This window comes from Photobacterium sp. GB-56, from assembly GCF_003026105.1.
GTDB lineage: Bacteria > Pseudomonadota > Gammaproteobacteria > Enterobacterales > Vibrionaceae > Photobacterium.
In genome coordinates, this window is the sequence record NZ_PYNW01000005.1 from 166,289 (window position 1) to 190,165 (window position 23,877).

Consider the following 23,877-nt stretch of genomic DNA (forward strand, 5'->3'; position numbering starts at 1 on the left):
GTAATGCCAGTATTCATTTACTGAATGAAAAACGAATTAAAAGGAATAATTATGAGAAGAGACTCTAGCACATTACTAGGACACCCTAAGGGGCTGTTCTTATTGTTTGGTACTGAACTATGGGAGCGATTTTGCTTTTATGGCATGCGCGCCATTCTTGTCCTTTATTTAACTTCAAAAACAATGGACGGTGGTTTTGGCTGGACAGCAAAAGATGCGCTAAGTCTTTACGCGACTTATACCGGACTTGTCTATCTTACTCCTCTCATCGGTGGTTGGATTGCCGATAACTTTTTAGGACAACGCCGTTGCGTCATGATAGGTGGTGTGGCAATGGCTGCTGCACAATTTGTTCTTGCATTACCTAACTCGGTTGTTGGGGATTCTGCATTGCATGTTTTTTATGCTGGCCTAACGTTGATGATCATCGGTAATGGTTTATTTAAAGCCAATATCTCAACTATGGTTGGTGATCTTTATGATGAAGGTGATAACCGTCGTGATGGTGCATTTACCATTTTCTATATGGGTATCAATTTAGGTTCGCTACTTGCTGGTATTATTGCAGGTACAGCTGTAACAATCTGGGGTTATAAAGCAGGCTTTGCAACTGCTGGTATCGGTATCTGTATTGGTTTAACGCTTCAAATGTTATTTGCACGTCGTTATTTGGGCGATATTGGTATTGAGGCTGCGGCTAAACGTGATGCAGCTAAAAACAAGTCAGGTAAAAAAGAGCCATTAACAAAAGTTGAACGTGATCGCTTAAAAGTTATTATGGTCATGGGTCTGTTCGTTATTGTCTTTTGGGCTGGCTTTGAACAAGCCGGTGGATTGATGAACATTTACACCCAACAGTATACAGATCGTATTATTGGCAGCTTTACTGTACCAACAGAGTGGTTCCAATCACTTAACCCGTTCTTCATTATTACGTTAGCGCCTGTTATTGCTTCATTATGGGTAAAAATGGGCTCGAAGGAGCCAAGCTCACCAATTAAATTTGCAGCAGCATTGTTCTTCCTAGCAATTGGCTTTTTATTCATGGTGGGAGCAGCGTTAGAACAAGGTGGTGATTTAACGGTTAAAACATCAATGCTATGGCTTGTAGGTGCGTATTTCTTCCATACATTGGGTGAACTATGTCTATCACCAATCGGTTTATCGATGGTAACGAAACTTGCACCATTACGCTTATGTTCACTACTAATGGGTGTGTGGTTCTCGTTTAACGCATTAGCGAACTATGCGGCGGGTATTATTGGTTCACATATTGGCGATGCTGGTGCGCTATCTATCTTTGGTGGTATCGCAATTGCTGCAACGCTATCAGGTCTTATTCTTATCGTGTTCTCAGGAAAGTTAGTTGACTGGATGCACGGTGCAGAAGGCCAACCAACGACTGCAATGAAAGAAGCGGAAGCTACACTTGCAGAAGCAAATTAAAATTTAAACGATTCATCTCTTCGTTTAGCCCATAGTTAGGAATAGCTATGGGCTTTTTTGTTATAATTTGAAAAGTAACTGTTAGATATTCGAAAATTAATATGGCAGGTATTAGATAAATGATATCGAAAAAGGCTGTAAGCTTATAGATGCTAAATAACTATAGAATTAAAAATGTAACTTTTTGCTCTAACCGTGCCGTTTTAAGTAATGGTGAAAAACAACAAGTACTGAACTTCACAGAAGCTAAGTTACTCGAAATTTTGTTAAGCAAGGTTAATGAAACAGTGTTCAAGGAAACCTTAAAAGAGTTTGCTTGGCAACATACTGTAGTAACTGATTCTTCTTTAACGAAATCTATCGCTAAGCTCAGGAAAGCGCTGGTCTTTTTTTTCGAGGATGAAGAATTAATAATAACTATTCCAAGAGTAGGCTATAAATTTGTTTCTAACGATGTGATAACTATAGCTAATGTCGAAACGAGTATTGAAGAACCTATTACAATTAAAAGTGATGAAAGTGAAAATCTTCAACCTACTGAATATAAAATAAAATCGAAAATAAGTGTGCGTAATAAAATATTACTTACATTATCGATATTATTAATTGGTGGATCGTTATTTAATTTTTTACGTTTACTCCCTTCTAAAAATGAACAATTTATTGCAGAAGGTTATCATGTAACAGAGCTGACTAGTGGCGGATTTTCTCATACAGTTATCACTCGTAAAGGAATGGAGTTAAACCCAAAGCTTAGCTTTTTATTATCGCAGCAGAAGTGTAACTGCCTATTTTTCGTCGATAAAATTTCAGGCCATTTTAATATTTCTTACTTTGATCCCAAGAATGCAAAAGGGAAAAGCTTTATTTTTGATGAGAAAAACCTTGTTGAAAGGTTAAGAGTAAACTTATCTCAAGGAGAGCAGTAATGAAAATGTGGTTACTGTTTGCTATTTCAGCATGTATATTCGGCTCTTCACTCTGGTTTAGCCATAATCAGTTTGTTAATCACGATAATTTTTCTTCCGAACTACGTGAGTCCACTGAACTACATGGTGATTGGCATATTCTTACCAAGGTTAATTTTACGAACAATAAATATACAGCAGAAGTTTTTGTTGATGGAAGTGGTATTGATGAAACTGCCATTTTTAGAGAGAAAGGGCGTTTGTATAGTTTCTACAATGGTAGTTACCGTGTGAAATCAGATCTTACTTTACTTCAACAAGCAAAAGTGGATAACGCAACAAAAGCATCCCCTTACACACATTTTTTATTTACTTCTCAACAAGGAAAGTATAGAAATTTTAAGATGATATATAACGACCAGCATGTAGTGATTATTCATGTTAATGATAACGACTATGTACAGTTATATGTTAAGAGTAACCCTAGTCAATAAAAATAACGGCGATATGAAATGCAATATCGCCGTTCAGCATCAGATCGAATTAGAAGTGGTATGTCACATTTGTCATTAGCGTTGCTTCGTTTTGGAGGCTAGTTTTTAATAGAGCAAAAGTGGAATCATCCTCAGCAGTATGAAGTGTATAGCCTAGCTCGCCACCAAATGCCCAATGGTTTAAGTTATACTCAGCGCCTGCTTGAAAACCATATACCATTCCATCAAGATTGCTGTTGTCTTCAGCCATTTCGTAGCCTAGGTTAGCACCAGCGGTAAGATTAAAATTATTAGTTAAGTTGAAGACGTAATCATACTTAGCTTTTACTGTATCTAAGCCTGTTGAATCACTTTCGTCTTTAAAAGCCAGTTCTTCATGAGTGTAACCTAAGGTTAAGCGATGATGATCATTAAGCGTTACGCCCCCATGAATACCGTAAATCGCGCTATTGTCCAAATCCGAATCATTATTTCCAAGAGCTGACTTTGCTTCCATTGCGCCAGAAAGTCGTAAACCAAGATCAGCTCCGACAAAGTAATCTTGTTTAATTTCTGCATGTGCTGAAGTAACTGCGAATGCTGAAATAACAAGTGCTAATGGAGTAATAATCTTTTTCATGTTTTATCCTATTTATTGTATGAATTTTAAAACTAAGTGTTTGTCACCCTAAGTTGCTAATTACAATAAGTTGGAATGACCTAAATGCTAAGGGAATAGCAAGGAGAAACGCGGATAAAATATAAATCAAATTAAAACAGTAAGTTAACTTTTTTGTTTTAGAAGTATTTATAATTATTCCTCAAGGAATGAAGTAATAATACATTGCTTTATATTAATTGAGTGGTGTTTTAAATAGACCGGTAGCAATGTTTAACAATCACTACCGATCTTTGTCGACATTAAAGGCTTTTGAGTTTATATATCATCCATGATGTCAGAAGTAAGCTACAAAAAGGTAATGCGACCCATACACCGTCAACGCCAAAAATATGCGCGAACGTAAAGATAAAGATAGAGATCAGGATTAACTTGCCACCAGTTAGTATCGACGCTTCTTTTGCCATGTTAATTGACTGGAAATAGGTTGCACCAATGAGTAATAACCCTTCAAAAGGTAATCCCCAAAAATAAAGGTGCATACCGTTTATCGCAACAGGTTGAAGCAGTTGATTATCACCCGCGAATAAATACACGACATAATCGGGTAAACTATAAAGTATTGTGACGCCAATGAACGCGACAACAAGAGTAACAGCAAAAGCAAGGTTTCGTGCTTTGATCACACGATCTTTTAAACCTGCACCTGTATTAAAACTGGTGATCGGTTGTGTGCCTAATGCAATGCCTTCGAAAATTAAATAGAAGAAAGCCTCCGTATAACTCACGATGCTGTAGGCAGCAACATGAATCGGTTTACCGACCATCAAGAAAGCTTTGTTATGCAAAATTAGTACGACAGATAGGTACATGTACATGAGTAAACTTGAAGTACCGAGTTGTAATATTTGTAAGCAGGTATCAAGTTTAAGTTTGAGGCTTTCCCAATGAATGCGTAGTACTGACTTATTGCTAAAGAAATGCTGTAAACACAATATACTAGTAGCAGCTTGCGATAGCATTGTGGCAATAGCTGCACCTGTTAATCCCCAAGGGATCACCACAATAAATAGCCAGTCTAAGAAAATATTCAGTAGACCACCGAAAATCATGATGTAAGTCACGCGTTTGGGTTGTCCATCATTACGTAATAGTGACGAAAAGGCCATTGAGATAATGGCAAAGAAACCCATACTGAAGTACCAGAAGAGGTAATCTTCTGCCATTGATAGGATCTCTCCCTTTGCGCCAACCCATTGCAGTATATCTGTGCCAAATGTGACCCCTAATCCACAAATAATCAGTGCAGCAATTAGGCATAAGCTGAATGCGTTACCAACAATATTTCTCGCTTCCTCTGTTTTATCTTCACCCAGCTTTATCGAAACTAATGCTGATGCACCCATACCAATAAGAGCACCTATGGCGTAAAGAATGGAGCCAATCGGATAGCCAAGTATGATCGCTGCAAGTCCGTCTTCACCAATAAAGTGGCCCACAAACATGCCATCGACAGCCACATAAATGCCGGTGACCAACATGGCAGCGATAGTTGGAAGTGTATAACGCCAAAATAAACGAAAAATAGAATCGTCACGTAATGATAACGGTTGAGACGATGAGACAGACATAAGAACATTCCGTGTATGGTGATAGGAGATATCACACTAAAACCGTTTAAGTTGCATTACACTTATTCGGTTAGATTAAAAATTTGGCGCATTTTAATCGGAATGGGGCGTTAGTCAATCTTATAAATTGCAGTTAAGAATAGATAACGTAAAACAGGGGATTGATTATCATGTCGTACAAAAGGATGTTTTAGAGACACACTGCCATTTGTTAAATGAAAGCGTTGTTTTACCGACTCAGCAAAACTGCTCTCACTGGGTTGAAGCTTGATTCCTGTTGCAGCATATTCAAGATGATTATCAGGTAATTCACCAAGCCACCAAGCGGGAATTTCCTTACTCGCTTTACTGCGATCGAACCAATGATCAGCAATCACCATAAGGTAATGTTCACCATGAGTAGAAAACTTGTTTTTCACTTGCTCAATAGTATTAAGTAATGCATCTCTACGGGCTTTATTGGCACTAATGAAGTGATGGGCAATCACCCAGATATATGAATGTTCGTGCTGTAAGCAATAGATAGCTTGCGATGCATGTTGGCTTTGATCTGTGTGGGTAATTTTGACAGGTGTGTTTTGTTGGGCACAATTAGCTGCAATACGGCGGCAAAGTGTTTTCGCTAAATGATCTTCTTGCATGCCTCGGCTATGAATCGTTGGGTAGTGTTGCTCACATAGCAACATGCAATCGTGAGCAAATTCCTCAAGGCTCGTTGCTAAAATATCACTGAACAAAATGAATGACCTTCATGAAATAACAGACACAACAACTAAAGATGCAAGGAGTTTATCGTAGCATAAAATTTTGCAATGTCATGTAATTCATGAGGTTTTAATAATAAATGACAAGTAGATAAAAAAAGACCTGTACCAATTGGGATTTAGGTACAGGTTACTAGACAGTGAAAAGCATTCACTAAAATTAATAGGTGTTGTGTGGATTAATTTGATGTCGTCGTTTTCTGATCTCTGTTGATACCAAGGTTAGTTAATCCACGTTTAAATTTGTCTCTGCGACTTAATAAAAGCAAGCTTGCAATAACGATATAGATGACTGGTTCAGTAATACCAGATTTGACAGACCATAAATAATGAATTGGGCTCAATAATAAAGCAAGGTATACCCAGTTATGAAGTTTTTGCCAGCTTGTTCCTAATATACGTTGTAACTTCTGAGTAGAAGTCAAAGTCAATAATAATAAAATTAGCCAGCTAATTGCACCAATAGCTAAATACGGACGTTGAGTGATTTCCTCACCGACTAAAGACCAGTCAAATCCTAAGTCAAGCGAGACATAAACACTCAAGTGTAGCAATGCCCAAAAAAAGCTATATAAGCCCAATACTCTCCGTGTTTTTACCAAAGCCCCTTGTTTTAAATACATGGCAATTGGACTAATAAGCATTGTAATAAATAATGTATTCAATGCCGCTTTTCCTGTGAAGTGTTCAATGTCCTTAACTGGATCAGCACCAAAACCACCATTGAATGTTTGGAGAACTAATACAGTAAGAAAGAATAAGCTAACGGCATGAATTATTACTTTCAGCCAAGTAATATGTTGAGGGGTTAGCTTTAAAAAACGCTTCTTTCTTTGAGATTTCATTATTAGTAGTTCCTTTTTAGATCCATGCCTTTATACAAGCTCGCAACAGCATCCGCATAACCGTTAAACATGGTGGTAGGCTGACGTCGACTACTGAATATATTCCCTTCTCCTATAAAACGTTCACTTGCTTGACTCCAACGAGGATGATCGACTGTTGGGTTTACATTGGCATAAAAGCCATATTCATCAGATGCTAAGATGTTCCATGTTGTTGGTGGCTGTTTGTCCGTTAACGTAATACGTACAATCGATTTAATGCTTTTGAAGCCATATTTCCAAGGTACGACTAAACGAAGTGGAGCGCCATTCTGTGGCGGGAGAGTTTTACCATATAACCCAACAGACAAGAGTGTAAGAGGGTGTAGCGCTTCATCAAGGCGTAATCCTTCCACATACGGATAATCAATGCCGCCACCTAATGAGCGAGATGCTTGTCCTGGCATTTGCTTTGGATCATAGAGGGTCTGAAACGCGACATATTTCGCGCGACTAGTCGGATCGGCACGTTTAATAATATCGCTTAAGCTAAAACCAATCCACGGAACATTCATAGACCATGCTTCAACACAACGTAGCCTGTAAATGCGCTCTTCTAATGGAAACAAAGAAAATAAGTCATCATAGTTAAGCGTTAAGGGTTTATTAACAAGGCCGTCAATCTTTACTTGCCATGGATCAGTAACAAAATTTTCAGCCCGAATAGCAGGTGATGATTTATCCGTACCAAACTCATAAAAGTTATTATATTGAGTGATCTTATTTTCCGGTGTGAGTGAAAGCTTTGGATCAGATAACGGTGATTTTATTGTAGAAAGTGGACGTCGGTTATCGATCGTTTTCTGATCGTCATTTGAAAACACATCAAAAATACCCGCCGTTGCATTAGAAGCTAACGGAAGACTTGCTGCTGCAATACCTAACTTTTTTAAAATATCGCGGCGTTGATGATAAATGGACTCTGGCGTGACATCATTTTCACTTAAATCCCATTTGTTTGTTCTCTTAATTAGCATAACGTTCCCTACAAAAATGGCTTAAATTAGTAGACCTGATAAAAGCTGTAAAAATTTCATACGATACAAATTATTTGAAATTTCAATAAACAGTACGTAAGAAGTCTGAGTAGTAGATGCTATATAATGAATTTTTATTTTGGAGGAATGAAGGTGGCAAGACATTCATATGACGCTGATCTTGAACTACAGCATATCTATATTGAAGTGCATGCGGAGCGGTATCATCACCTTAAAGCATTTATAGAAGCGTATTACTGTTTTACCCATGGTGCCGTCACCAAACAAGATAAGCCTGATTGGCAAGCAATTTTTGATGTAGGTATTCGAACAACAAATGCTGCGAAGATCATGGATCGTAAATTGCTTATTAGAGATATGTTAGTGCCGTTATCTGTATTAATTGGTTATATGAAAGCCATGGTAAGAGATGATATTTTGACGATTGAAGGTTTGCGTAATTTATTAAATGAGCAATTGAAGTATGTGGTAATGACTCGTGAAGAATATGCTTATTTATCCAAGCAAGGGCTACGCGATGCAATGCCAATAAGCTTTTACCTACGTGAGCATAAACACTATAAGCAGATTTCAGCGCGTTATGATGTGGCAGGTATCACATTAGTCAAGTAGGTCGTATGAAAATACTGCGTATCTATTGATAGTCGTAAATAGCGCATATATTCTTGGCTTACATGTGTACGCTGAATGTAGAGTGATTATAGGATGACAACTCAACAGCAAAAACCCCCTGTACTTTGGTTAAATGTCGCCGTGTTTAGTGTGACGTTACTTGTTGCGATAATTGGTGTTCCGCTTTATGCGTACCAATATGGTTTCGATTGGACACAAATATTAATGTTAGTTGTAGCATTTAGCTTTTGTGGTATGTCTATTACGGCGGGATATCACCGTTTATGGTCACATAAAACTTATCAAGCTAATGCAATGCTCCGTTTCATTTTTGCAATTGGCGGTGCATTTGCTTTGCAAAATAGTATCTTGCATTGGTCTTCAGATCATCGTATTCATCACCGCCATGTTGATAACAATGATAAAGATCCTTATTCAGCGAAAAAAGGTTTCTTTTATAGCCATATTGGCTGGATGTTACGTGATTACCAAGGGAGTCGATACCATGACTACGACAATTGCCGTGATTTACAAAAAGATAAAATAGTAATGTGGCAGCATAAATATTATTTATGGCTGGCGATGGGTACCAATTTTGGTATTCCATTAGCTTTCGGGTTTATTCATGGTGATATTTGGGGGGCACTATTGCTTGTTGGCTTTCTCCGATTAGTACTCAGCCATCATACGACTTTTTTCATCAATTCATTGGCGCATATTTGGGGGGCTCAGCCTTATACTGATAGAAATACCGCACGTGATAACGGATTATTGGCTTTTTTAACTTTTGGTGAAGGTTATCATAACTATCACCATATTTTTGAAAATGACTATCGAAATGGTATTTGCTGGTGGCAGTTTGACCCAACTAAATGGTTGATTAAGGCCTGTTCATGGATAGGTTGGACAAGAAATTTAAAAGTTACGCCTGCTGACCGAATTGAAAAAACCAAAGCAAAAATGCAATTTAAACGAATCCAACAACAATTGAGTAAGATGCCGAACAATGTCGCAAGGCTAACGCAGCTTCAGCAAGAGTATGAAGCTTTGATTGCTAAAATTTCAGATTATTATCAAGCAAAAAAGCGTTTACTGGATCTTGAGAAGCAAAAAATTGCCAATAGCTATGATGATTTTGAGTTTATGCAGCAGTATAAATCTATGCAAGCCCGACTAGAACAACAACGGCGTGCATGGAAAGGTTTGATGCAACAATATACGACGTAGCTTGCTAAACCCCATAGTATTGAAACAGTAATTAAAGAGTTGTTAAGTTTACCGTAACTTAACAGCTCTTTTTTTGTATAAACGGTATAGTAGTATAGATATAATTAATTTTACTATTATTCGCATAGTTAAGTTATGTAACTGATTGATTAAAATGATCTGCTTAATCTAAAACATAACCCTCGCTAGTAGAAATTGCTTATATAAAGTACTATGGATTGTAGAGATTTGTTTATAGTTTGTATTAGAGAGTAATACTGACTATGCAACAAAATGTTTGGGTTTGTTGCAAATAGACTCAGGAATTTTTTAACGGAGACATCGTTTTGTACCGCGCATTGCTTCTTTCACTTACTTGTTTGGTATCTTCTGCTGTAAATGCAATTGAATATCAATTACCAACCGATGGTAGTAATATCGTTGGTACACCTAACTATTACGAAGTACAAAAAGGGGATAGTCTTGCTGATATCGCCAATAAGTATAATGTTGGTTTTTTAGGTATGATGGCTGCGAATAAAGGTATTGATCCTTTTCTTCCTGCTCCTGGACGTTTACTTGAGGTACCAACCAAGGTTGTATTACCAGATGTTGCTCACAAGGGGATTGTAGTCAATCTTGCGGAACTTCGTTTGTATTACTTTCCAAAAGACGATGCATCAAAAGTTTATATCTTCCCTATTGGTATCGGTCGAGTTGGACGTGAAACCCCAAGTATGACAACAAGTATCAATGAAAAAGTGAAGAATCCAACATGGACACCGCCTGCTTCTATTCGTAAAGAACATGCCGCAAGAGGTGATATTCTTCCCGCAGTTGTACCAGCAGGGCCTGATAATCCGTTAGGCGACTATAAAATGCGTTTAGCTTATGGTCATGGAGAATATCTAATTCACGGCACTAATAAAGATTTTGGTATTGGTATGCGTGTTAGTGGTGGCTGTATTCGTATGAACCCATGGGATGTTGAGTGGTTATTTCCACACGTTGCGTTAGGCACACAAGTGCGCATTATTAATCAACCTGTAAAGTATTCAGTTGAACCTAACGGACAGATCGTTGTTGAAGTACATGCGCCATTATCGAAAGATGAATCACAAATGGGTGAAAAGAAAGTTGTAACGGCACCTGCGAAATTGATTGATGACTTGAATTACGATAATGATGCTTATCAGGTACTCACCAAGGCATTAGATAACCAAAGTGGTATTCCTGTTGTTTTAAATTAATTATATTTGAAATGATATCAAACGAGAGCCTATGCTCTCGTTTTTTTTATCTAAATATTGTGTGTAATAACGATGGTGGTGGATTTGGTGAAGCATATGAATAATTGTATTAATAGATGATGTAATATGTGACAGAAGCTTTGAACCCTCATTGTTATTAGGTGAGAGCATATAAGTATACGAATTAAGAGAGTTTAAATTTAACTTATCAACCGTAAGATCGTTTCTTCTACTTAGGTTAAGTTACAAATTAAAACGGGTTAAAGGGAAGTTTTGCTGCTTAGAATAGGGAGCTGAATACTTGATAGAGGCAATTAACGGTAAGTATTAAACAGAGGAATGATTGATACCATGAATGTATTTATTGGTCTTTCTTATGACAAAAAAAGAGATGGCTTATAAAAAGCCATCTCCTTAAAGTACTTAAGCTAAGACAAATTACTTAGTGTAAGAACCAGCAATGTTGTCGATACGCTTGTTAGCACGCATTGCTTCTTGGTAAGCCGCGTCTGATGCTGCACGAGAGTCGTTTACAGCGCTAACGATTTGGTCTTGTTGACCTTGTAGTGCACTTACTTGCTCAGCTAAAGTGTCTACTTTGTTAGTAAGAGTTTGCATTTTGTCTGCTTCAGTGCTTGAACAACCTACTAAAGATGCAGATAGTAGAAGACCAGCTAAGATAGTTACAGTACGTTTCATTTTTTATAAATCTCCATATTGATTGTGCCACTACAACTGAGTGTGAAAGATTGAGTTGGCAAATTCATTATGGCATAACTTCTTAAAATTGCTCATTAATTTTTTTCGGTTAGATCAAAAAATTCACGTAAACACTGAATTTTTGGTTAAAAAATAAACAATTATGACATTAAATTTTCATACCGTTTTAGTGACTAACTATGCGTAATGCCGCTTGTAATAAGGGCTGGCGCTATATTTATGACTTCAAATAAATTAAAACGTCAGGTTTATGTAAAAAAAATATATTAACAAAAAAAGAAATATAACAGGCGAATTAATGAACGAAAATGCAAATAGAAAATGAGAGTAAGTTCACATGATTTTGACTATCAATTTCGTATCTAAATATCGCTCAATGTTAACTTAGTTGTATATATTGTTGTGTCGTTCATGATTATGATGCATTGGGTACACTTTTAATGATGTTAGGAATTACGGAAATAAGTGGTGCAGGGCTAAGAAGGTGTGGCACTTTATCAATAAGTTCACCGTTAGGTAATAAGAAGTAAAAATAGGAATTGTGATCAATCGTATATTCAAGCGCTGAATCTTTTAAATCTGTCCGTATGTAAAGTACACCGTATTTCTCAGCGAGTTCCTTCGTTTGTTCTTGCGTTCCTGCCATACCTGAAATAGATGAATGGAAATGTTTTGCATAGTTAGCCGTTTTTACTGCAGTATCTCGCTCTGGATCTAATGTTATAAATATTGGCCAGATGTTTTGGCGTTGCTCTTCAGGAATTTGTTTTAAGGCTGCAGACATAACTGCTAATGATGTTGGACATACATCTGGACATTGTGTGTAGCCAAAATAAACTAAACGTATTCTTTGATCTTCGGGATTATAGAGGTCAACGGCCTCGTTGCCTGATTCTAGAAAATTTAGAGGGTAATGAGGCTCTATAGCGAGTGATGGGTCGCGGCTATCAAGTATATAGCTTGTTGTTAGTCCTGCGATTAATGCGATGGCTAGAATAACCCATTGGTATTTCATTTGTTTATCCTTAAACAAGTTTAATCGTACAACTGTGATTATGCTTTTAGCTATCTTATAAGTGTAGGTATGTTTAATACTTTTGTGAGGTATATTTATCCTTGCTCTAAAATATAGAAAGGATAAAAAAAGCAGCCAGATGGCTGCCTTCTTCAATGAGCGTTATAGGTAAATTATTTTTGCTCAGTTGCTGCAAATTTTTCTAATCCCCAAACAACCAGAATACCTAAAACCATTGCACAAATAGCGTATCCGATCAGTGCGGGTTGTCCAGTGACTTGCTCGAAGTTAAACGGTGATAAGTTATGTTCAAGTAATGGTACTTGTTCACCATGTGAATTTACACGCCAACTCACCACTTCTTTCCAAGGCCAGATCTTACTTAATGTACCGATCATTAAACCAGTTAAGAACGTTAGTGCAATATCACGGTAGCTACGAAGAATCCATGATAAGAAGTGAGAAAACGTTAATAGCCCTGCAGCACAACCTATTGCGAAAAGACCAAGCGTAACAACATCAATAGATTTAGCTGCCGCAAGGATCGGTGCATACATACCTAGCAGGAGTAATATAAAGCTTCCAGATATTCCAGGTAAAATCATGGCACAAATTGCAATAGCACCTGCAATAAGTACATTGATAGGTGTTGGCTCCATTGCGACAGGGTGAAGGACGGTAATTCCATAAGCAAATACTGCACCGATAACAATGGCAATGAATCGATTAATCGACCATTTTTCCACTTGTTTGAACATATGAATAACAGAGATAATGATCAAACCAAAGAAAAATGACCATAATGGAATTGGATGTGTTTCTAGCATCCAAGTAATGAGTTTAGCGAAGGTAAAAATACTGGTTAGAATACCGGCGAATAAACAGATCAAAAATGTACCGTTGATATGTTCAAATGCGCCTTTAAGCCCTTCTTTTCGAATGATGCCAATAAGCGATGGGTTAATACGACGGATGCTCTCAAGTAAGGTGTCGTAAATACCAGTGATAAAGGCGATAGTACCACCAGAAACCCCAGGGACAACATCTGCAGCCCCCATAGCCATGCCTTTTAGAAAGGTGAAAAGTTTAGTCATTAGATTATGTATCTCTATGATAGCCAAAAACATTTGGTGCATTATATAAGTAATGAGAAAGATACTACCATAAATCTTACTTTTAATATCTTGGGTTATTTGTAACAAAAGCATGACTGATAGTAATAAATGAAGTGACGATAAATTCTTTGACTAGTTGTTATAAAGCGGCAAGTTTGCCTTTTATTGCACTTTTAGCGAAATCAGCAAAGCGTTCACATGGTTGCTGATGAAAAGTGAAATTTGCTTGATCATTGCCAATAATATCAAGCAGTAATAGTTCTGCTTGATATTTAGCTTCTAATAATTGGTCATTATTAAAATAGCTAAGTACAGGTGAAATCAGCTTTTTATCTACTTTTTGTAAAGAATAATAGCATTGGTTAATTGCGATATTATCATTGAATAACTCTAAGGCTTGAAAACGAGTTTTGATTTGCTCTTGTGAGTGTAATAATCGTAGGAGTTTATCCCAGCGCTCTGCTGCTAATATTCCCATAGCGACATACTCTGAACGTTGGTAACTTTTTAATAGCATACGCTCATAGTCATCTCGAATACCATTATCATTAAGATCTGAACCAAATAATTTAGTATGGTCGGTGGTGTCTGGCATTGTATAAGGACGAGGCACTTGATGGCTGCTGACATTCTTATCAGCCAAGATTTCAAGTGCTCTAAATTGGTTAAGAGGAAGATCTACATTATGCTGTGTGATTTTTTCAGGAGATAATTTTATTACGCGAGGTATATCTTCGTCTGCTTTTGCAGTTAAGGCTGGAAAATATGAAAAAAATAATAAAGCTATAGTGAATACTTTTTTCATATGATGCGTTCTTTGCTCCCATTGATTGTATTTTTATTTAATCATTACGCTATTTTATATAAAGAGCAAATTTATCTTAATGAAAATGAGATCGTAAGATAATAAAAGAATGGTAGTTGTAATAATGAGTATTAAAATTCACGTTTTCGGTCACATTCTTCTACAAATTACTTTAAAAACATGAGTCTATGATGAAATGAAAAGACAGCTGTTATGTTCAGCTTCGATTTAGTTTAGAACTCTATACTGTATGTGTAAATTAAGAGTAGAAAACATCAAATTATCTAATAAAAGATATTTACTCATATTATATTGTAATATAGGAATGATATGCCAGAGCACATATTCGAAGTGTTATTAATTATAGCTGCAATAGTTATTGCGTTAAGTGTATTTTTAATCGCTGTTACAAATTATGCTTAGCTCTCTATCAAAGAGTTATAACACAAGATAATGTGTTAAAAAGTTTGATAGAGAGCCTAAATAATTACGGGTTTTGCTCTGCTAGTTTTTCCATCATTCGGTTATGTACAACTTCAACAATCAGATCTGGTTGGAACTTAGAAATAAATTTATTGCATCCTACTTTCACTGTCATTGCTTCATTGAAACTTCCACTCAATGAGGTATTAAGAGTAATGTATAAGTTTGACATGCGAGGATCATGACGAATTTTATGAGTAAGTCGATAGCCATCCATTTCAGGCATTTCTGCATCAGTAAACATCATCAATATTTCATCGGTTACCGTTTTACCTTCATTACACCATTGATCTAATAGATTATAGGCTTGCTGGCCATTGTTTGCTTCAAATACTTCGATGCCAATTTGAGCGAGTGTTGACTTAATTTGATTACGTGCAGTAGGGGAGTCATCAACAATAAGAATTTTATGTCCTTGTAGATGCTGACTGATATCTCTGCTCAATAATTCATCAGAAATTTTAATATTGTAATTAATAATATTCGCGAGCACCTTTTCAACATCAATTATACCGACAAGATGTTTTTGGTTATCACGATGTATTTCACAAATAGCTGTAAGGAAATTATTCTTGCCTACTTGATCGGGTGGTGGCTGAATATCTTTCCATGTCATGTTAACGATATTCATTACTTGTCCGACTAAAAATGCCTGCACCGAACCATTATATTCAGTCACTATTAGGTTACTCAGTTCATTAATATCGGTTTCTTTCATACCTATTGAGGTTCGAAGATCGATAACAGGGATAGATACGCCACGAATAGATGCCACCCCTTTAACATTTATATGAGATCCTGGAAGAGAATTAAGGTGGGGTACTTTAACGACTTCACGGACTTTGAACACATTGATAGCAAATAGTTGCTGGCTGTTAAGCCTGAAGATAAGTAGCTCTAGTCTGTTTTCTCCTACTAATTGGGTTCGTTGATTAACACTGTCAAGAATTGTTGCCATGTTTAACCGTCCTTAGTTAGAGTGATTGGCCTTATAGAGTAATTAAGCTCTATCGACAGATAAAAAGATTTATTGAATGAAATAGAAAGTAAAAAAGAAGGTTTAATGTTAAACAGTGAGCTAACTCTTAATTCTATGATTGTTATTTGAGGATGTAGCAGTATGACTTTAGCTATGATGATCATACAGCTCGTTGCTTCAATGTGACGTAGATTAAATAGACAACAAAAACAGTAGAAAAAAGGGTTAAAATTAACCATTTATTTATATCGCTAAAAAATAACCTCTAATTTTAAAACTTTGGATAAATTAACTCATAATCTGTGATTTTAGTCTTATTGTGATAGTGTTTTCATCTACCTTTCTTCGGGTTTACTGGTAAATCTTCTAAATGTAGCGTTAAAACAAGAATGTTACTTATTTATCAATAGATTAACAATTGGCAGTTATATTAATATAGTCGCCTTTATTTTCAAAGTGTTAAGTGCTTATTGCTTGTTATTTAACAATTAATACATAATTCTTTCAAAAATGAAATCTTTCAATTCATATATACATAATGCGTTCAAAATGAGAAAATATACCTAGTAGCAATATTATTGATTTTTCGCTTCACAATTGGAGAGGCAAATATGAAACTAGCATTGATTTTTTTACTGTCATCGATCGGTGGTGTTTTATCTGGTGACCATTTTCATTCATTTGCTGCCGGCTTTGGTATTGCAGCCATTTCTGTAGGAACAGCATATTGGTTAGCATTTCGTTCAACTCGCTACCCGCAATTAGCATTATTATTACTGTTAATGGGAATGATGGCTAAACTTTCCGTAACGATTGTAGGCGTTATGTGGGGATTAAAAGCTGAAGTGATTAATTCACCGTTTGTATTCTCGTTATCTTACTTATTCTTCTCTATTGTTGTTACATATGGCTACTTTAAATTAAGAGAGTTTCAAATGTCTATGGCTGGTAAGCGTGTTGTTATCAATACACAGCAAGAAGAAAGAGATGAAAGTAACAATAAAACGCCAAGACACTTATCTCAACTCTCTACTAATTAACTATAAAGTTTAGATAGGGCAATAATTAATCAAATTTTAAGGCCAAGTCAGAGATTGACTTGGCCTTTTTATTTTTAACCTGCTTATAAATAGTCTTTAATCAATAGCTACAGGCTATCGCTAGATAGAAGCAATAAAAAAATCCAACGGTAAGATCACTGTTGGATTTTAATCAGATACCAAGTTAACTATTTTACGTGGCTAACTTAGAAAACGTGTTTACCCATTTGGAAGACGTGCTTAACTTGATTGTCGTCAGAAAGCAACGTGATGTTTGCTTTGTAGCCTTCTTTTAACATACCGTACTCGTTTTCGATCTTAATCGCTTTTGCTGGGTATAGTGTAGCCATACGTAATGCTTCTTCACGAGATAGGCCAACGTGATTAATCAAGTTGTTTAAGCCTTGAATCATCGTAACTGCAGCACCAGCAATAGTACCATCAGCGTAGAAACACTTACCATCTTTAACGTAAGCTTTAAGACCTGCCATATCGAACTCAGTCATGTCTGTACCAGCAGGTGCAACAGCATCAGTTACCATGAATAGTTGTTCACCCATGATATCATGTGCAATTCGAACAGAAGGGTATGAAGCGTGAATACCATCAACGATAATACCTGCATGTGGCTTTTTATCGAAAATGTAGCCAACAACGCCAGGTTCACGAGAACCAAGTGGTGTCATCGCGTTATATAGGTGAGTTGCCATTTCTAGGCCTGATTTCTCATTTACTTGATCGTAAGTAGCGTTAGTGTGACCAAGAGAAACGGTAATGCCTGCTTCACGAACAATATCGATTACTTTTTGTGACGTATTTTCAGGAGCAACGGTTAAAACACAAATTTTATCTGCGTTATCAGCAAGGTAGTGGGCTGTTTTTTCGTCAAGCTCACGAATGAATTCTTCACGGTGTGCGCCTTTTTTCTCTACGCTGATAAAAGGACCTTCAATGTGAAGACCTAAAATACCTTGTTGTTCAGGCTGCTCTGTAGCTTCAACCATTTCAAGTACTTCAACTAATGAAGCACCGTCACTTGTAATAAAAGTTGGTAAGAACTGAGTTGTACCACTTTTTAAGTTGGTCTCGTTCATGATCTCAAGTGTTTTACTACTTATTGCAGTATTAAGTAGTACGCCACCACAGCCATTAATCTGAAGATCAATAAAGCCAGCAGAAGCTAAGAAGCCTTTACCATCAACCACTGTTTCAGGAAGTTCTGATTGGTTTACGTCAGCCATTGGAATGATACGTTGAATAACATCATCTTTAACAAAAATAGCTTGATTGTTAAGAGTCGTTTGTCCATCAAATACATTAACGTTGATAATTGCGATCATGGGTATCTCACTTGTAAATTGGTACTGCTAACAACAAGTGTCACAGTAAATACATCATCTTTTATACAATGTCTCGTCAATTGAACTTAAATGGCAACGACACATCGATTGAAAGCATTAAAATAATCTTATTTTTCTATGTGAATTAAGATACCTGTTTAGTTAATGATTCGTCAAATCCTTTCATTAAATAAACAGCAAAAGTACCCATAATTGGCCTTTAAATATTCACTGAAAGCATGGTGGGGAATGATTTTTTTAATTAGACAATAAGTGGGCTATTCTTATTTGTACCGTAATTGTATAGTAATTGATATATATATCATCACTTTATTCCAGGTATATCAGTATGCGCTATCTGTAGGGGGAGATGATTATATGACATTCCCTAAGGCAGTTTAGTAATTGGTTATTGCACTAGGAACATTAGAGGAAAGCATATATTACCACCTAAGATTGTGGTATTGGGTGTCAATGTTTAGTTTTGGGCGGTAACTCGCCGCTGCTTTTTTTTGGGCTGTTTTTTCTGCTGTCTTTTGTCACTAAGTGGCTGCTCGGATATTACAGATGTCGTTGCTCCACAGAGCTTATAACATGGTTTTAGTTTAACTTATTTAGCCATGCCGGTTATTGCCACTATGTTGACGTCATTGATGTTAAAAATACGGCCGCTTGATTAATAAACAACGCTTTTTACTGATAAACAAAAAGGCATGACGCGAGAAGTTATCCTTTTTCTTTTTGCACTCAAGTGGGCATTTGGGCAAAATAGCGCCTTCTCATTATTAGTACTGTTAAAGCGCTTATTTAAGCGTTCGTTACTATCCATACTGTATAGGAGTTGTCATGCTGTGGATTGACTGGCCATTTTTATTGTCTCAGGTGTTATCTCAATTTTCTATTGGCGCGTTTATTGTCATTGGCGTGATTATGCTATCGGGGAAACTATGTTTTGGACAATCTGATAGGGTACTTAAAAACTTTCCCCTGATCTGGTTGTTGTTAATTACTGCAATGTTATTGCGAGAAGGCATGTTAATGCTATCGCAAATCCATAGTCAATCAAGTTTTGGTCTTGATACCTTTTTCTGCTTAACAATTTTGATTTTTACCATGGCTTATTGGTTATGCGAAAAACATTTAATTGGCAGTGATAAATGGCGTAAGTCTTTTTTATTCTTGATCGTGGTTTGGAGTGGACTGTACTTTATTGAAGGGGTGATTAATCATGGTATTAGTTACTCGCTAGCCATTCAGTTTATCGCCAATGTTCTTATAGGTGGAAGCTTAGTCGCACATTGTATGTTAGTAAAATCTGAGCATAAGTTAACAAAACTTAATACCTTTTTACCTGTATGTGGTTTAGTACTTGGTGTTGTGACGATACTATCGAATATGCAGGGTATGAGCTTATTGGTACATCAGGCTGAACTCGGCAACTTAACGGGCTTTGTCGTACGAATTTCAAGTATTGGCTTGCTGGTTTTAGCATTAAGCTTATGGTTAATGCCGATTATTACAAAGAGTAAACCCGTTACGGTGATGCTCGTTATCAGTAGTGTTATTATGTCTGCAGCGAGTTTCCTTATGGCTCTATCAATCTAGTAACAGTGTCAATAACAGCTCTACTAATATCAATGCATTAAAGGCATAGCGTTATTCTATAATGCAATGCCTTTTTATTACACTTTCAGCTAAAAAGGTAAGCGCTGCTTACTTAGACAACGTTCACTTAATTAAATTGAGTAAGGCTTTGAATCTACCGCCATTGGCGACCCGCTGTAATTCGAACAATACCATTTCTGTTGTACTGATTTGTGCACCTGCACGTTGCATTTTATTCACTGCAATCTGTTTGTTTTCTTCTGTCCGTGAACTTATCGCATCACTTACTACAGTGACTTGGTAGCCTTCAGAAATCAGATCAATAACGGTTTGATAAACACAAATATGTGCTTCAATGCCAATAATGATGATCGACTTACGTTGTTTTAATTGTAGTTGCTCTACAAAACTAATATTTTGAACGGCACTAAAGCTTTCTTTAGAAATGGGCGTTAATCCTTGCTGAGTAAGAGGTTGTGCTATTTGAGGAATCGTTGCGCCAAGTTTATCGGGTAACTGTTCAAGCCATAATGTTGGTAAGTCAAAGAGCTCGGCGCCTTTTACCATAATTTCAGCTTGTCGAAAAAAGTGGTCCTTTTGGTGCATTAGTTGCGCGAGGTTGCCTTGTATGTCAACCACAACCAATATTGAATGGTGAATATCAAGCATTGCGCGATTCCTTATGTCTATTGAAAAAGTAATGGTTTGTAACCATATTGCTCTTTACAGTGTTGTTTAGAAACGGAACAATGCAAAGTGACTAACGTAAAATAAATGTAAACAAAGGAAGTATTGTCAGATTATGGCTGAGAGAAAATCAAACCCGTTAAGTGAAATTGTTTTTAACGTTATTATACCGTCAGTGATTCTGATGAAGTTTAGTGGTGGTGATCAACTCGGTGCGGTAGGCGGATTACTAGCAGCATTGGCATTCCCTGTTATTTTTGGCGGTTATGAGCTTATTCGTTATAAGAAATATAACTTTATAGCTTTGCTAGGTATTGTCAGCGTTCTTCTAACAGGCGGTATAGGTTTACTTGAACTTGATACTAAGTGGTTAGCGATTAAAGAAGCCTTGATCCCTGGACTTATCGGAATTGTTGTTTTTGGCTCAACATTTACCAAGTTTCCAGTTGTACGCAAATTAGTATTAAATGACAGCGTGCTTAATTTAGGGCTCATAAATGAGCGTTTAAAAGAAAAGAACAACGAGCATTTATTTGATCGCTGTCTAACGCAGTCTAATTACATGTTTGCTAGCACGTTTCTTTTTTCATCTGTGATGAACTATATTCTGGCGACAGTGATTGTAACCAGCAAATCAGGAACTGAAGCATTTAATGAAGAGTTGGGACGTTTAACATTGTTAAGTTACCCGATGATAGCAATTCCATCTATGTTGATGATGATGGGTATATTCTATTTTGTATGGCGTCAAATTCGCCGTATGACACAGCTAGAAACGGCCGAGATATTTAAGTCGCAGTAATGTCGTTTTTCATCAAAATGTAAGCAGTGAATCACTCACTGCTTTTTTTGTATCAAAGTAAGGTGTGTTACCGTTTTATTTTTAAGATAATGCTTACAGGGAAAACATAATTCAAACTTTTGAGTAATAATTTAGACATGTAGTTTAAAAACGGACATGTCATGAAGCTAACCTCAATAATATTCACATCACTAGTAATAACGGCTTGCTCAACGATTGAAGTGGCTAACTCTTCAGATAAAGAAGGAATGAAGTTTGTTGATAAACATTGCGCTAACCACCCGTCCCAACGAGGTTCTCATTTCTTTAGCTCATTTCTAGATACCCAATATCAAAAAATTACAGAGCTTAAAGGTTTTATTAGTGATCAAAATTACAAGCAACTCCATATTGCCTTGTCACAATTTAACGAGCACTGGGAAATACTCAACCAGCAAAGTTACGAAGCATGTGAAAAGCTAGCACGTTGTGAATTTATAAAAGAGCAGTACATAGCATCATTTAATAGACAACAAAGAAACAGAATAAAACTTGATGCAGATAAGCAAAATATGTGTGATAAAAGTAGCTTTGAATTTGATTTGAGCCGAGTAAAAATGGTGTCATTTTATAGTGATGTTGAACGTTTAGAGCTTGTTCGTGAAGAGCAATAATCAATATGTGTCACACACGAAGTTCTGTTTAACCTAATATATACAGTGAAATTATATTCTTATAAGTTAATAACTTATTGTACTTTTTTGTGTTTATACTTCTAAACCTGCATGGCATAGGCTATCTGTTTTACGCCTGTTTAATACTGAAAAATATCAAAAATTCCCCTAAAAGCACTTTTAATGATATTGTATTTGACACTATATTGTTAAATATAGAGATATTTTAAATTGAAGTTTTATTGTCGTAGCGGGTAGTTACGTTATTTTATCATTAATTCTAGGGGGATATTATGGCTTCAAGCCGTAAAATTAGTAAAGAGAGAATGGCGCTGAAGATATCATTAGTAGGAACAATTTTTGTTGCTACGCTAGGTATTGGTTACGGTCTGTATGTTGGTTCTAATGCTATTTTATTAGACGGTATGTTCTCTTTTTTAAGTATGGGGATGACAGGACTTAGTCTTTATACGGCGTACTTAGTTTCAAAACCGGATGATGAACAGTTTCAATTTGGTTATGCCCATTTTGAACCTCTTATCAACGTGGTAAATGGTCTATTAATTTTAGTAACATGTTTATTTGCCTTTGTGACGGGCATACAAACAATAATGCAAGGTGGTCACGACATTATTTTGGGAGACGCGATTGTCTATGCTGTTCTTTCAACCGTCAGTTGTTTTTCGATTTACTTTTTTGAAACCTCTATCGCACGCAGTGTTGATTCCGAATTAGTCCGAGTTGACTCGCAAGAATGGTTAGTTGACGCGATCTTAAGCGCTGCAATATTGGTTGGTTTTATCTTAGTTATTATATTTGATGCAATGGGTTATTCTAAGTGGAATGCCTATGTCGATCCCATTCTTGTTACAACATTATCAATCGCAGCATCAGTATTACCGATAAAGGTATTAAGACGAAATTTAAAGGAAGTATTGCTTGTCGCACCACAAGACAGTGTTCAAGAGCACGTCGATCAAGTTATTGCAGAGCTTTCTGAAAAGTATGACTTCGATGATTATACTCATCATTTTGCTAAAATCGGTCGTCAGTATGATTTAGAAATTAACATCTTGGTAAAAGATGAAAAAAGATGGACGACAAAACAACAAGATAATATTCGTCAAATCATATGGGATAAGTTGGAGGCCGATCTTGGTGAAACATGGCTTTCTGTTAGTTTTACCGGTCAAGAACGTTGGCTGTAACATAGTCTAAATAGAACTTAGGTTTAATGTTAGGATAATTGACTGCGAATCAGGGCTTATCCTAACTAACATTTTGTAATTATACTTTTTCGAATCATTTATATTGAATTTTACAAAATGATAACCACTGTGGTGAAATAGATATAGGAATCTTGTATTATTTCTTCGCTCTAAAAATTATCTTTGTTTAATTAAACACGAAATAAGAGTTAATTTTTAGCCAATGTTGAAAATTATTTTTATCACAGGTGAATCATGGACACTGCTTTAGTTATAGCATTCATTGTGGGTGCATTTTATATCATTCTTAAAGAAAAAAAATGCACTAAGAATATTGATTATAGCAAGGATAGTTTATAATCCTTATTGCGAAGAACAGAAATTAAAAAAAGCGCTATGATTAGCGCTTTTTTTATTGGCAAAAAATGAAACTATTATTGTGATTTAAATCTTATTTTAATGAAATAGAGATAAATTAAAGTTTAAGTTTAACAAACATTATTATTTCATTGATAAGTTTTTTGAGTATATTCTATTCTAATTTGGTATTTAATTTGTAAAAGTTTGACTGTGTTGATTTGTTTTTATAAATTAGAGTGTAAGTCTTAAGTTGAAATGAATATTTTATAACATG

23 protein-coding genes are annotated in these 23,877 nt (G+C 36.2%); 11 read left to right on the top strand and 12 right to left on the bottom strand.

Translation table 11 applies throughout. The annotated features are described in order from the left end of the window. Window positions 1–51: 51 nt before the first annotated feature. The 3 genes from C9J42_RS08955 (at window position 52) to C9J42_RS08965 (ending at window position 2,848) form a co-directional block, all read left to right on the top strand. Entirely contained in the window at window positions 52–1,446 is a 1,395-nt protein-coding gene (locus C9J42_RS08955; RefSeq protein ID WP_107287583.1) for a peptide MFS transporter, read from the top strand. Window positions 1,447–1,595: 149 nt separating this feature from the next. Further along, the gene (locus tag C9J42_RS08960) at window positions 1,596–2,375 is read left to right on the top strand and encodes a winged helix-turn-helix domain-containing protein (protein ID WP_107287582.1); all 780 of its coding nucleotides are present in this window, start codon (window positions 1,596–1,598) and stop codon (window positions 2,373–2,375) included. Further along, entirely contained in the window at window positions 2,375–2,848 is a 474-nt protein-coding gene (locus C9J42_RS08965; protein WP_107287581.1) for a hypothetical protein, read from the top strand. The genes C9J42_RS08960 and C9J42_RS08965 overlap by 1 nt, the downstream gene beginning before the upstream one ends. A 49-nt stretch (window positions 2,849–2,897) precedes the next feature. Here the strand turns inward: C9J42_RS08965 and C9J42_RS08970 are convergent, their stop codons facing one another. The 5 genes from C9J42_RS08970 to msrP form a co-directional block, all read right to left on the bottom strand. Then, entirely contained in the window at window positions 2,898–3,467 is a 570-nt protein-coding gene (locus C9J42_RS08970) for an outer membrane beta-barrel protein (RefSeq protein WP_107287580.1), read from the bottom strand. 281 nt (window positions 3,468–3,748) lie between these two features. Next, the gene (locus C9J42_RS08975; RefSeq protein ID WP_107287579.1) at window positions 3,749–5,077 is read right to left on the bottom strand and encodes an MATE family efflux transporter; all 1,329 of its coding nucleotides are present in this window, start codon (window positions 5,075–5,077) and stop codon (window positions 3,749–3,751) included. A gap of 110 nt (window positions 5,078–5,187) precedes the next feature. After that, on the bottom strand, window positions 5,188–5,814 hold the full coding sequence (locus C9J42_RS08980; protein ID WP_233217636.1) for a hypothetical protein: 627 nt from the start codon (window positions 5,812–5,814) through the stop codon (window positions 5,188–5,190). Window positions 5,815–6,020: 206 nt separating this feature from the next. Next, complete coding sequence (gene msrQ / locus C9J42_RS08985) at window positions 6,021–6,686, bottom strand: protein-methionine-sulfoxide reductase heme-binding subunit MsrQ (RefSeq protein ID WP_107247184.1); 666 nt, start codon at window positions 6,684–6,686, stop codon at window positions 6,021–6,023. A gap of 2 nt (window positions 6,687–6,688) precedes the next feature. Further along, on the bottom strand, window positions 6,689–7,702 hold the full coding sequence (gene msrP, locus C9J42_RS08990) for a protein-methionine-sulfoxide reductase catalytic subunit MsrP (protein ID WP_107247185.1): 1,014 nt from the start codon (window positions 7,700–7,702) through the stop codon (window positions 6,689–6,691). 147 nt (window positions 7,703–7,849) lie between these two features. On the opposite strand from msrP, the gene C9J42_RS08995 reads away from it, so the two are divergent. The 3 genes from C9J42_RS08995 (at window position 7,850) to C9J42_RS09005 (ending at window position 10,791) form a co-directional block, all read left to right on the top strand. Further along, window positions 7,850–8,335 carry a hypothetical protein gene (locus C9J42_RS08995; protein WP_107262095.1) on the top strand — a complete coding sequence of 162 codons (486 nt, stop codon included), beginning with the start codon at window positions 7,850–7,852 and terminating at the stop codon, window positions 8,333–8,335. Window positions 8,336–8,428: 93 nt separating this feature from the next. After that, window positions 8,429–9,562 (top strand): fatty acid desaturase, encoded by a 1,134-nt coding sequence (locus tag C9J42_RS09000; protein WP_107262093.1) that lies wholly within the window; start codon window positions 8,429–8,431, stop codon window positions 9,560–9,562. Between the two features lie 326 nt (window positions 9,563–9,888). Continuing rightward, window positions 9,889–10,791: a L,D-transpeptidase family protein gene (locus tag C9J42_RS09005; RefSeq protein ID WP_107247188.1), complete on the top strand. Its 903-nt coding sequence runs from the start codon at window positions 9,889–9,891 to the stop codon at window positions 10,789–10,791. Between the two features lie 438 nt (window positions 10,792–11,229). Here the strand turns inward: C9J42_RS09005 and C9J42_RS09010 are convergent, their stop codons facing one another. The 5 genes from C9J42_RS09010 to C9J42_RS09030 form a co-directional block, all read right to left on the bottom strand. Further along, entirely contained in the window at window positions 11,230–11,490 is a 261-nt protein-coding gene (locus tag C9J42_RS09010; RefSeq protein WP_107207210.1) for an Lpp/OprI family alanine-zipper lipoprotein, read from the bottom strand. 436 nt (window positions 11,491–11,926) lie between these two features. Continuing rightward, a complete protein-coding gene (locus C9J42_RS09015; RefSeq protein WP_107247189.1) occupies window positions 11,927–12,526 on the bottom strand; it encodes an SCO family protein in 600 nt (199 codons plus the stop codon). A 173-nt stretch (window positions 12,527–12,699) separates the two neighbouring features. Beyond that, entirely contained in the window at window positions 12,700–13,620 is a 921-nt protein-coding gene (locus C9J42_RS09020; RefSeq protein WP_107207208.1) for a DUF368 domain-containing protein, read from the bottom strand. A 160-nt stretch (window positions 13,621–13,780) separates the two neighbouring features. Further along, window positions 13,781–14,446 carry a hypothetical protein gene (locus tag C9J42_RS09025; RefSeq protein WP_107247190.1) on the bottom strand — a complete coding sequence of 222 codons (666 nt, stop codon included), beginning with the start codon at window positions 14,444–14,446 and terminating at the stop codon, window positions 13,781–13,783. A gap of 487 nt (window positions 14,447–14,933) precedes the next feature. Next, entirely contained in the window at window positions 14,934–15,887 is a 954-nt protein-coding gene (locus C9J42_RS09030; RefSeq protein ID WP_107207206.1) for a chemotaxis protein CheV, read from the bottom strand. A 632-nt stretch (window positions 15,888–16,519) separates the two neighbouring features. Here C9J42_RS09030 and C9J42_RS09035 point away from each other — a divergent pair. Further along, on the top strand, window positions 16,520–16,948 hold the full coding sequence (locus tag C9J42_RS09035; RefSeq protein WP_107207205.1) for an NADH:ubiquinone oxidoreductase: 429 nt from the start codon (window positions 16,520–16,522) through the stop codon (window positions 16,946–16,948). A 206-nt stretch (window positions 16,949–17,154) separates the two neighbouring features. Here C9J42_RS09035 and nagA read toward each other — a convergent pair whose 3' ends face one another. Further along, window positions 17,155–18,288 (bottom strand): N-acetylglucosamine-6-phosphate deacetylase, encoded by a 1,134-nt coding sequence (gene nagA, locus C9J42_RS09040; RefSeq protein ID WP_107207204.1) that lies wholly within the window; start codon window positions 18,286–18,288, stop codon window positions 17,155–17,157. 846 nt (window positions 18,289–19,134) lie between these two features. Between nagA and C9J42_RS09045 the strand changes: the two genes are divergently transcribed. Then, window positions 19,135–19,893, top strand: coding sequence for a hypothetical protein (locus C9J42_RS09045; protein ID WP_107207203.1), 759 nt, complete (start codon window positions 19,135–19,137; stop codon window positions 19,891–19,893). Window positions 19,894–20,016: 123 nt separating this feature from the next. Here C9J42_RS09045 and C9J42_RS09050 read toward each other — a convergent pair whose 3' ends face one another. After that, complete coding sequence (locus C9J42_RS09050; RefSeq protein WP_107207202.1) at window positions 20,017–20,562, bottom strand: isochorismatase family protein; 546 nt, start codon at window positions 20,560–20,562, stop codon at window positions 20,017–20,019. Between the two features lie 133 nt (window positions 20,563–20,695). On the opposite strand from C9J42_RS09050, the gene C9J42_RS09055 reads away from it, so the two are divergent. The 3 genes from C9J42_RS09055 (at window position 20,696) to C9J42_RS09065 (ending at window position 23,243) form a co-directional block, all read left to right on the top strand. After that, window positions 20,696–21,382, top strand: coding sequence for a VC0807 family protein (locus tag C9J42_RS09055; RefSeq protein ID WP_107207201.1), 687 nt, complete (start codon window positions 20,696–20,698; stop codon window positions 21,380–21,382). A 161-nt stretch (window positions 21,383–21,543) separates the two neighbouring features. Continuing rightward, window positions 21,544–22,035, top strand: a complete 492-nt coding sequence (locus C9J42_RS09060) for a hypothetical protein (RefSeq protein WP_107207200.1) — start codon at window positions 21,544–21,546, stop codon at window positions 22,033–22,035. A 293-nt stretch (window positions 22,036–22,328) separates the two neighbouring features. After that, on the top strand, window positions 22,329–23,243 hold the full coding sequence (locus C9J42_RS09065; RefSeq protein ID WP_107207199.1) for a cation diffusion facilitator family transporter: 915 nt from the start codon (window positions 22,329–22,331) through the stop codon (window positions 23,241–23,243). Window positions 23,244–23,877 lie beyond the last annotated feature (634 nt).

What these genes read in the sequence shown, in the direction of transcription:
- C9J42_RS09010 (WP_107207210.1), bottom strand. Translation starts at nt 11,490, where the DNA reads ATGAAACGTACTGTAACTATCTTAGCTGGTCTTCTACTATCTGCATCT.
- C9J42_RS08960 (WP_107287582.1), top strand. Translation starts at nt 1,596, where the DNA reads ATGCTAAATAACTATAGAATTAAAAATGTAACTTTTTGCTCTAACCGT.
- nagA (WP_107207204.1), bottom strand. Translation starts at nt 18,288, where the DNA reads ATGATCGCAATTATCAACGTTAATGTATTTGATGGACAAACGACTCTT.
- C9J42_RS09020 (WP_107207208.1), bottom strand. Translation starts at nt 13,620, where the DNA reads ATGACTAAACTTTTCACCTTTCTAAAAGGCATGGCTATGGGGGCTGCA.
- C9J42_RS08965 (WP_107287581.1), top strand. Translation starts at nt 2,375, where the DNA reads ATGAAAATGTGGTTACTGTTTGCTATTTCAGCATGTATATTCGGCTCT.
- C9J42_RS08955 (WP_107287583.1), top strand. Translation starts at nt 52, where the DNA reads ATGAGAAGAGACTCTAGCACATTACTAGGACACCCTAAGGGGCTGTTC.
- msrP (WP_107247185.1), bottom strand. Translation starts at nt 7,702, where the DNA reads ATGCTAATTAAGAGAACAAACAAATGGGATTTAAGTGAAAATGATGTC.
- C9J42_RS08995 (WP_107262095.1), top strand. Translation starts at nt 7,850, where the DNA reads ATGAAGGTGGCAAGACATTCATATGACGCTGATCTTGAACTACAGCAT.
- C9J42_RS09035 (WP_107207205.1), top strand. Translation starts at nt 16,520, where the DNA reads ATGAAACTAGCATTGATTTTTTTACTGTCATCGATCGGTGGTGTTTTA.
- C9J42_RS08970 (WP_107287580.1), bottom strand. Translation starts at nt 3,467, where the DNA reads ATGAAAAAGATTATTACTCCATTAGCACTTGTTATTTCAGCATTCGCA.
- C9J42_RS09055 (WP_107207201.1), top strand. Translation starts at nt 20,696, where the DNA reads ATGGCTGAGAGAAAATCAAACCCGTTAAGTGAAATTGTTTTTAACGTT.
- C9J42_RS09030 (WP_107207206.1), bottom strand. Translation starts at nt 15,887, where the DNA reads ATGGCAACAATTCTTGACAGTGTTAATCAACGAACCCAATTAGTAGGA.
- C9J42_RS09050 (WP_107207202.1), bottom strand. Translation starts at nt 20,562, where the DNA reads ATGCTTGATATTCACCATTCAATATTGGTTGTGGTTGACATACAAGGC.
- C9J42_RS09060 (WP_107207200.1), top strand. Translation starts at nt 21,544, where the DNA reads ATGAAGCTAACCTCAATAATATTCACATCACTAGTAATAACGGCTTGC.
- msrQ (WP_107247184.1), bottom strand. Translation starts at nt 6,686, where the DNA reads ATGAAATCTCAAAGAAAGAAGCGTTTTTTAAAGCTAACCCCTCAACAT.
- C9J42_RS09025 (WP_107247190.1), bottom strand. Translation starts at nt 14,446, where the DNA reads ATGAAAAAAGTATTCACTATAGCTTTATTATTTTTTTCATATTTTCCA.
- C9J42_RS09045 (WP_107207203.1), top strand. Translation starts at nt 19,135, where the DNA reads ATGCTGTGGATTGACTGGCCATTTTTATTGTCTCAGGTGTTATCTCAA.
- C9J42_RS08975 (WP_107287579.1), bottom strand. Translation starts at nt 5,077, where the DNA reads ATGTCTGTCTCATCGTCTCAACCGTTATCATTACGTGACGATTCTATT.
- C9J42_RS09000 (WP_107262093.1), top strand. Translation starts at nt 8,429, where the DNA reads ATGACAACTCAACAGCAAAAACCCCCTGTACTTTGGTTAAATGTCGCC.
- C9J42_RS09065 (WP_107207199.1), top strand. Translation starts at nt 22,329, where the DNA reads ATGGCTTCAAGCCGTAAAATTAGTAAAGAGAGAATGGCGCTGAAGATA.
- C9J42_RS09015 (WP_107247189.1), bottom strand. Translation starts at nt 12,526, where the DNA reads ATGAAATACCAATGGGTTATTCTAGCCATCGCATTAATCGCAGGACTA.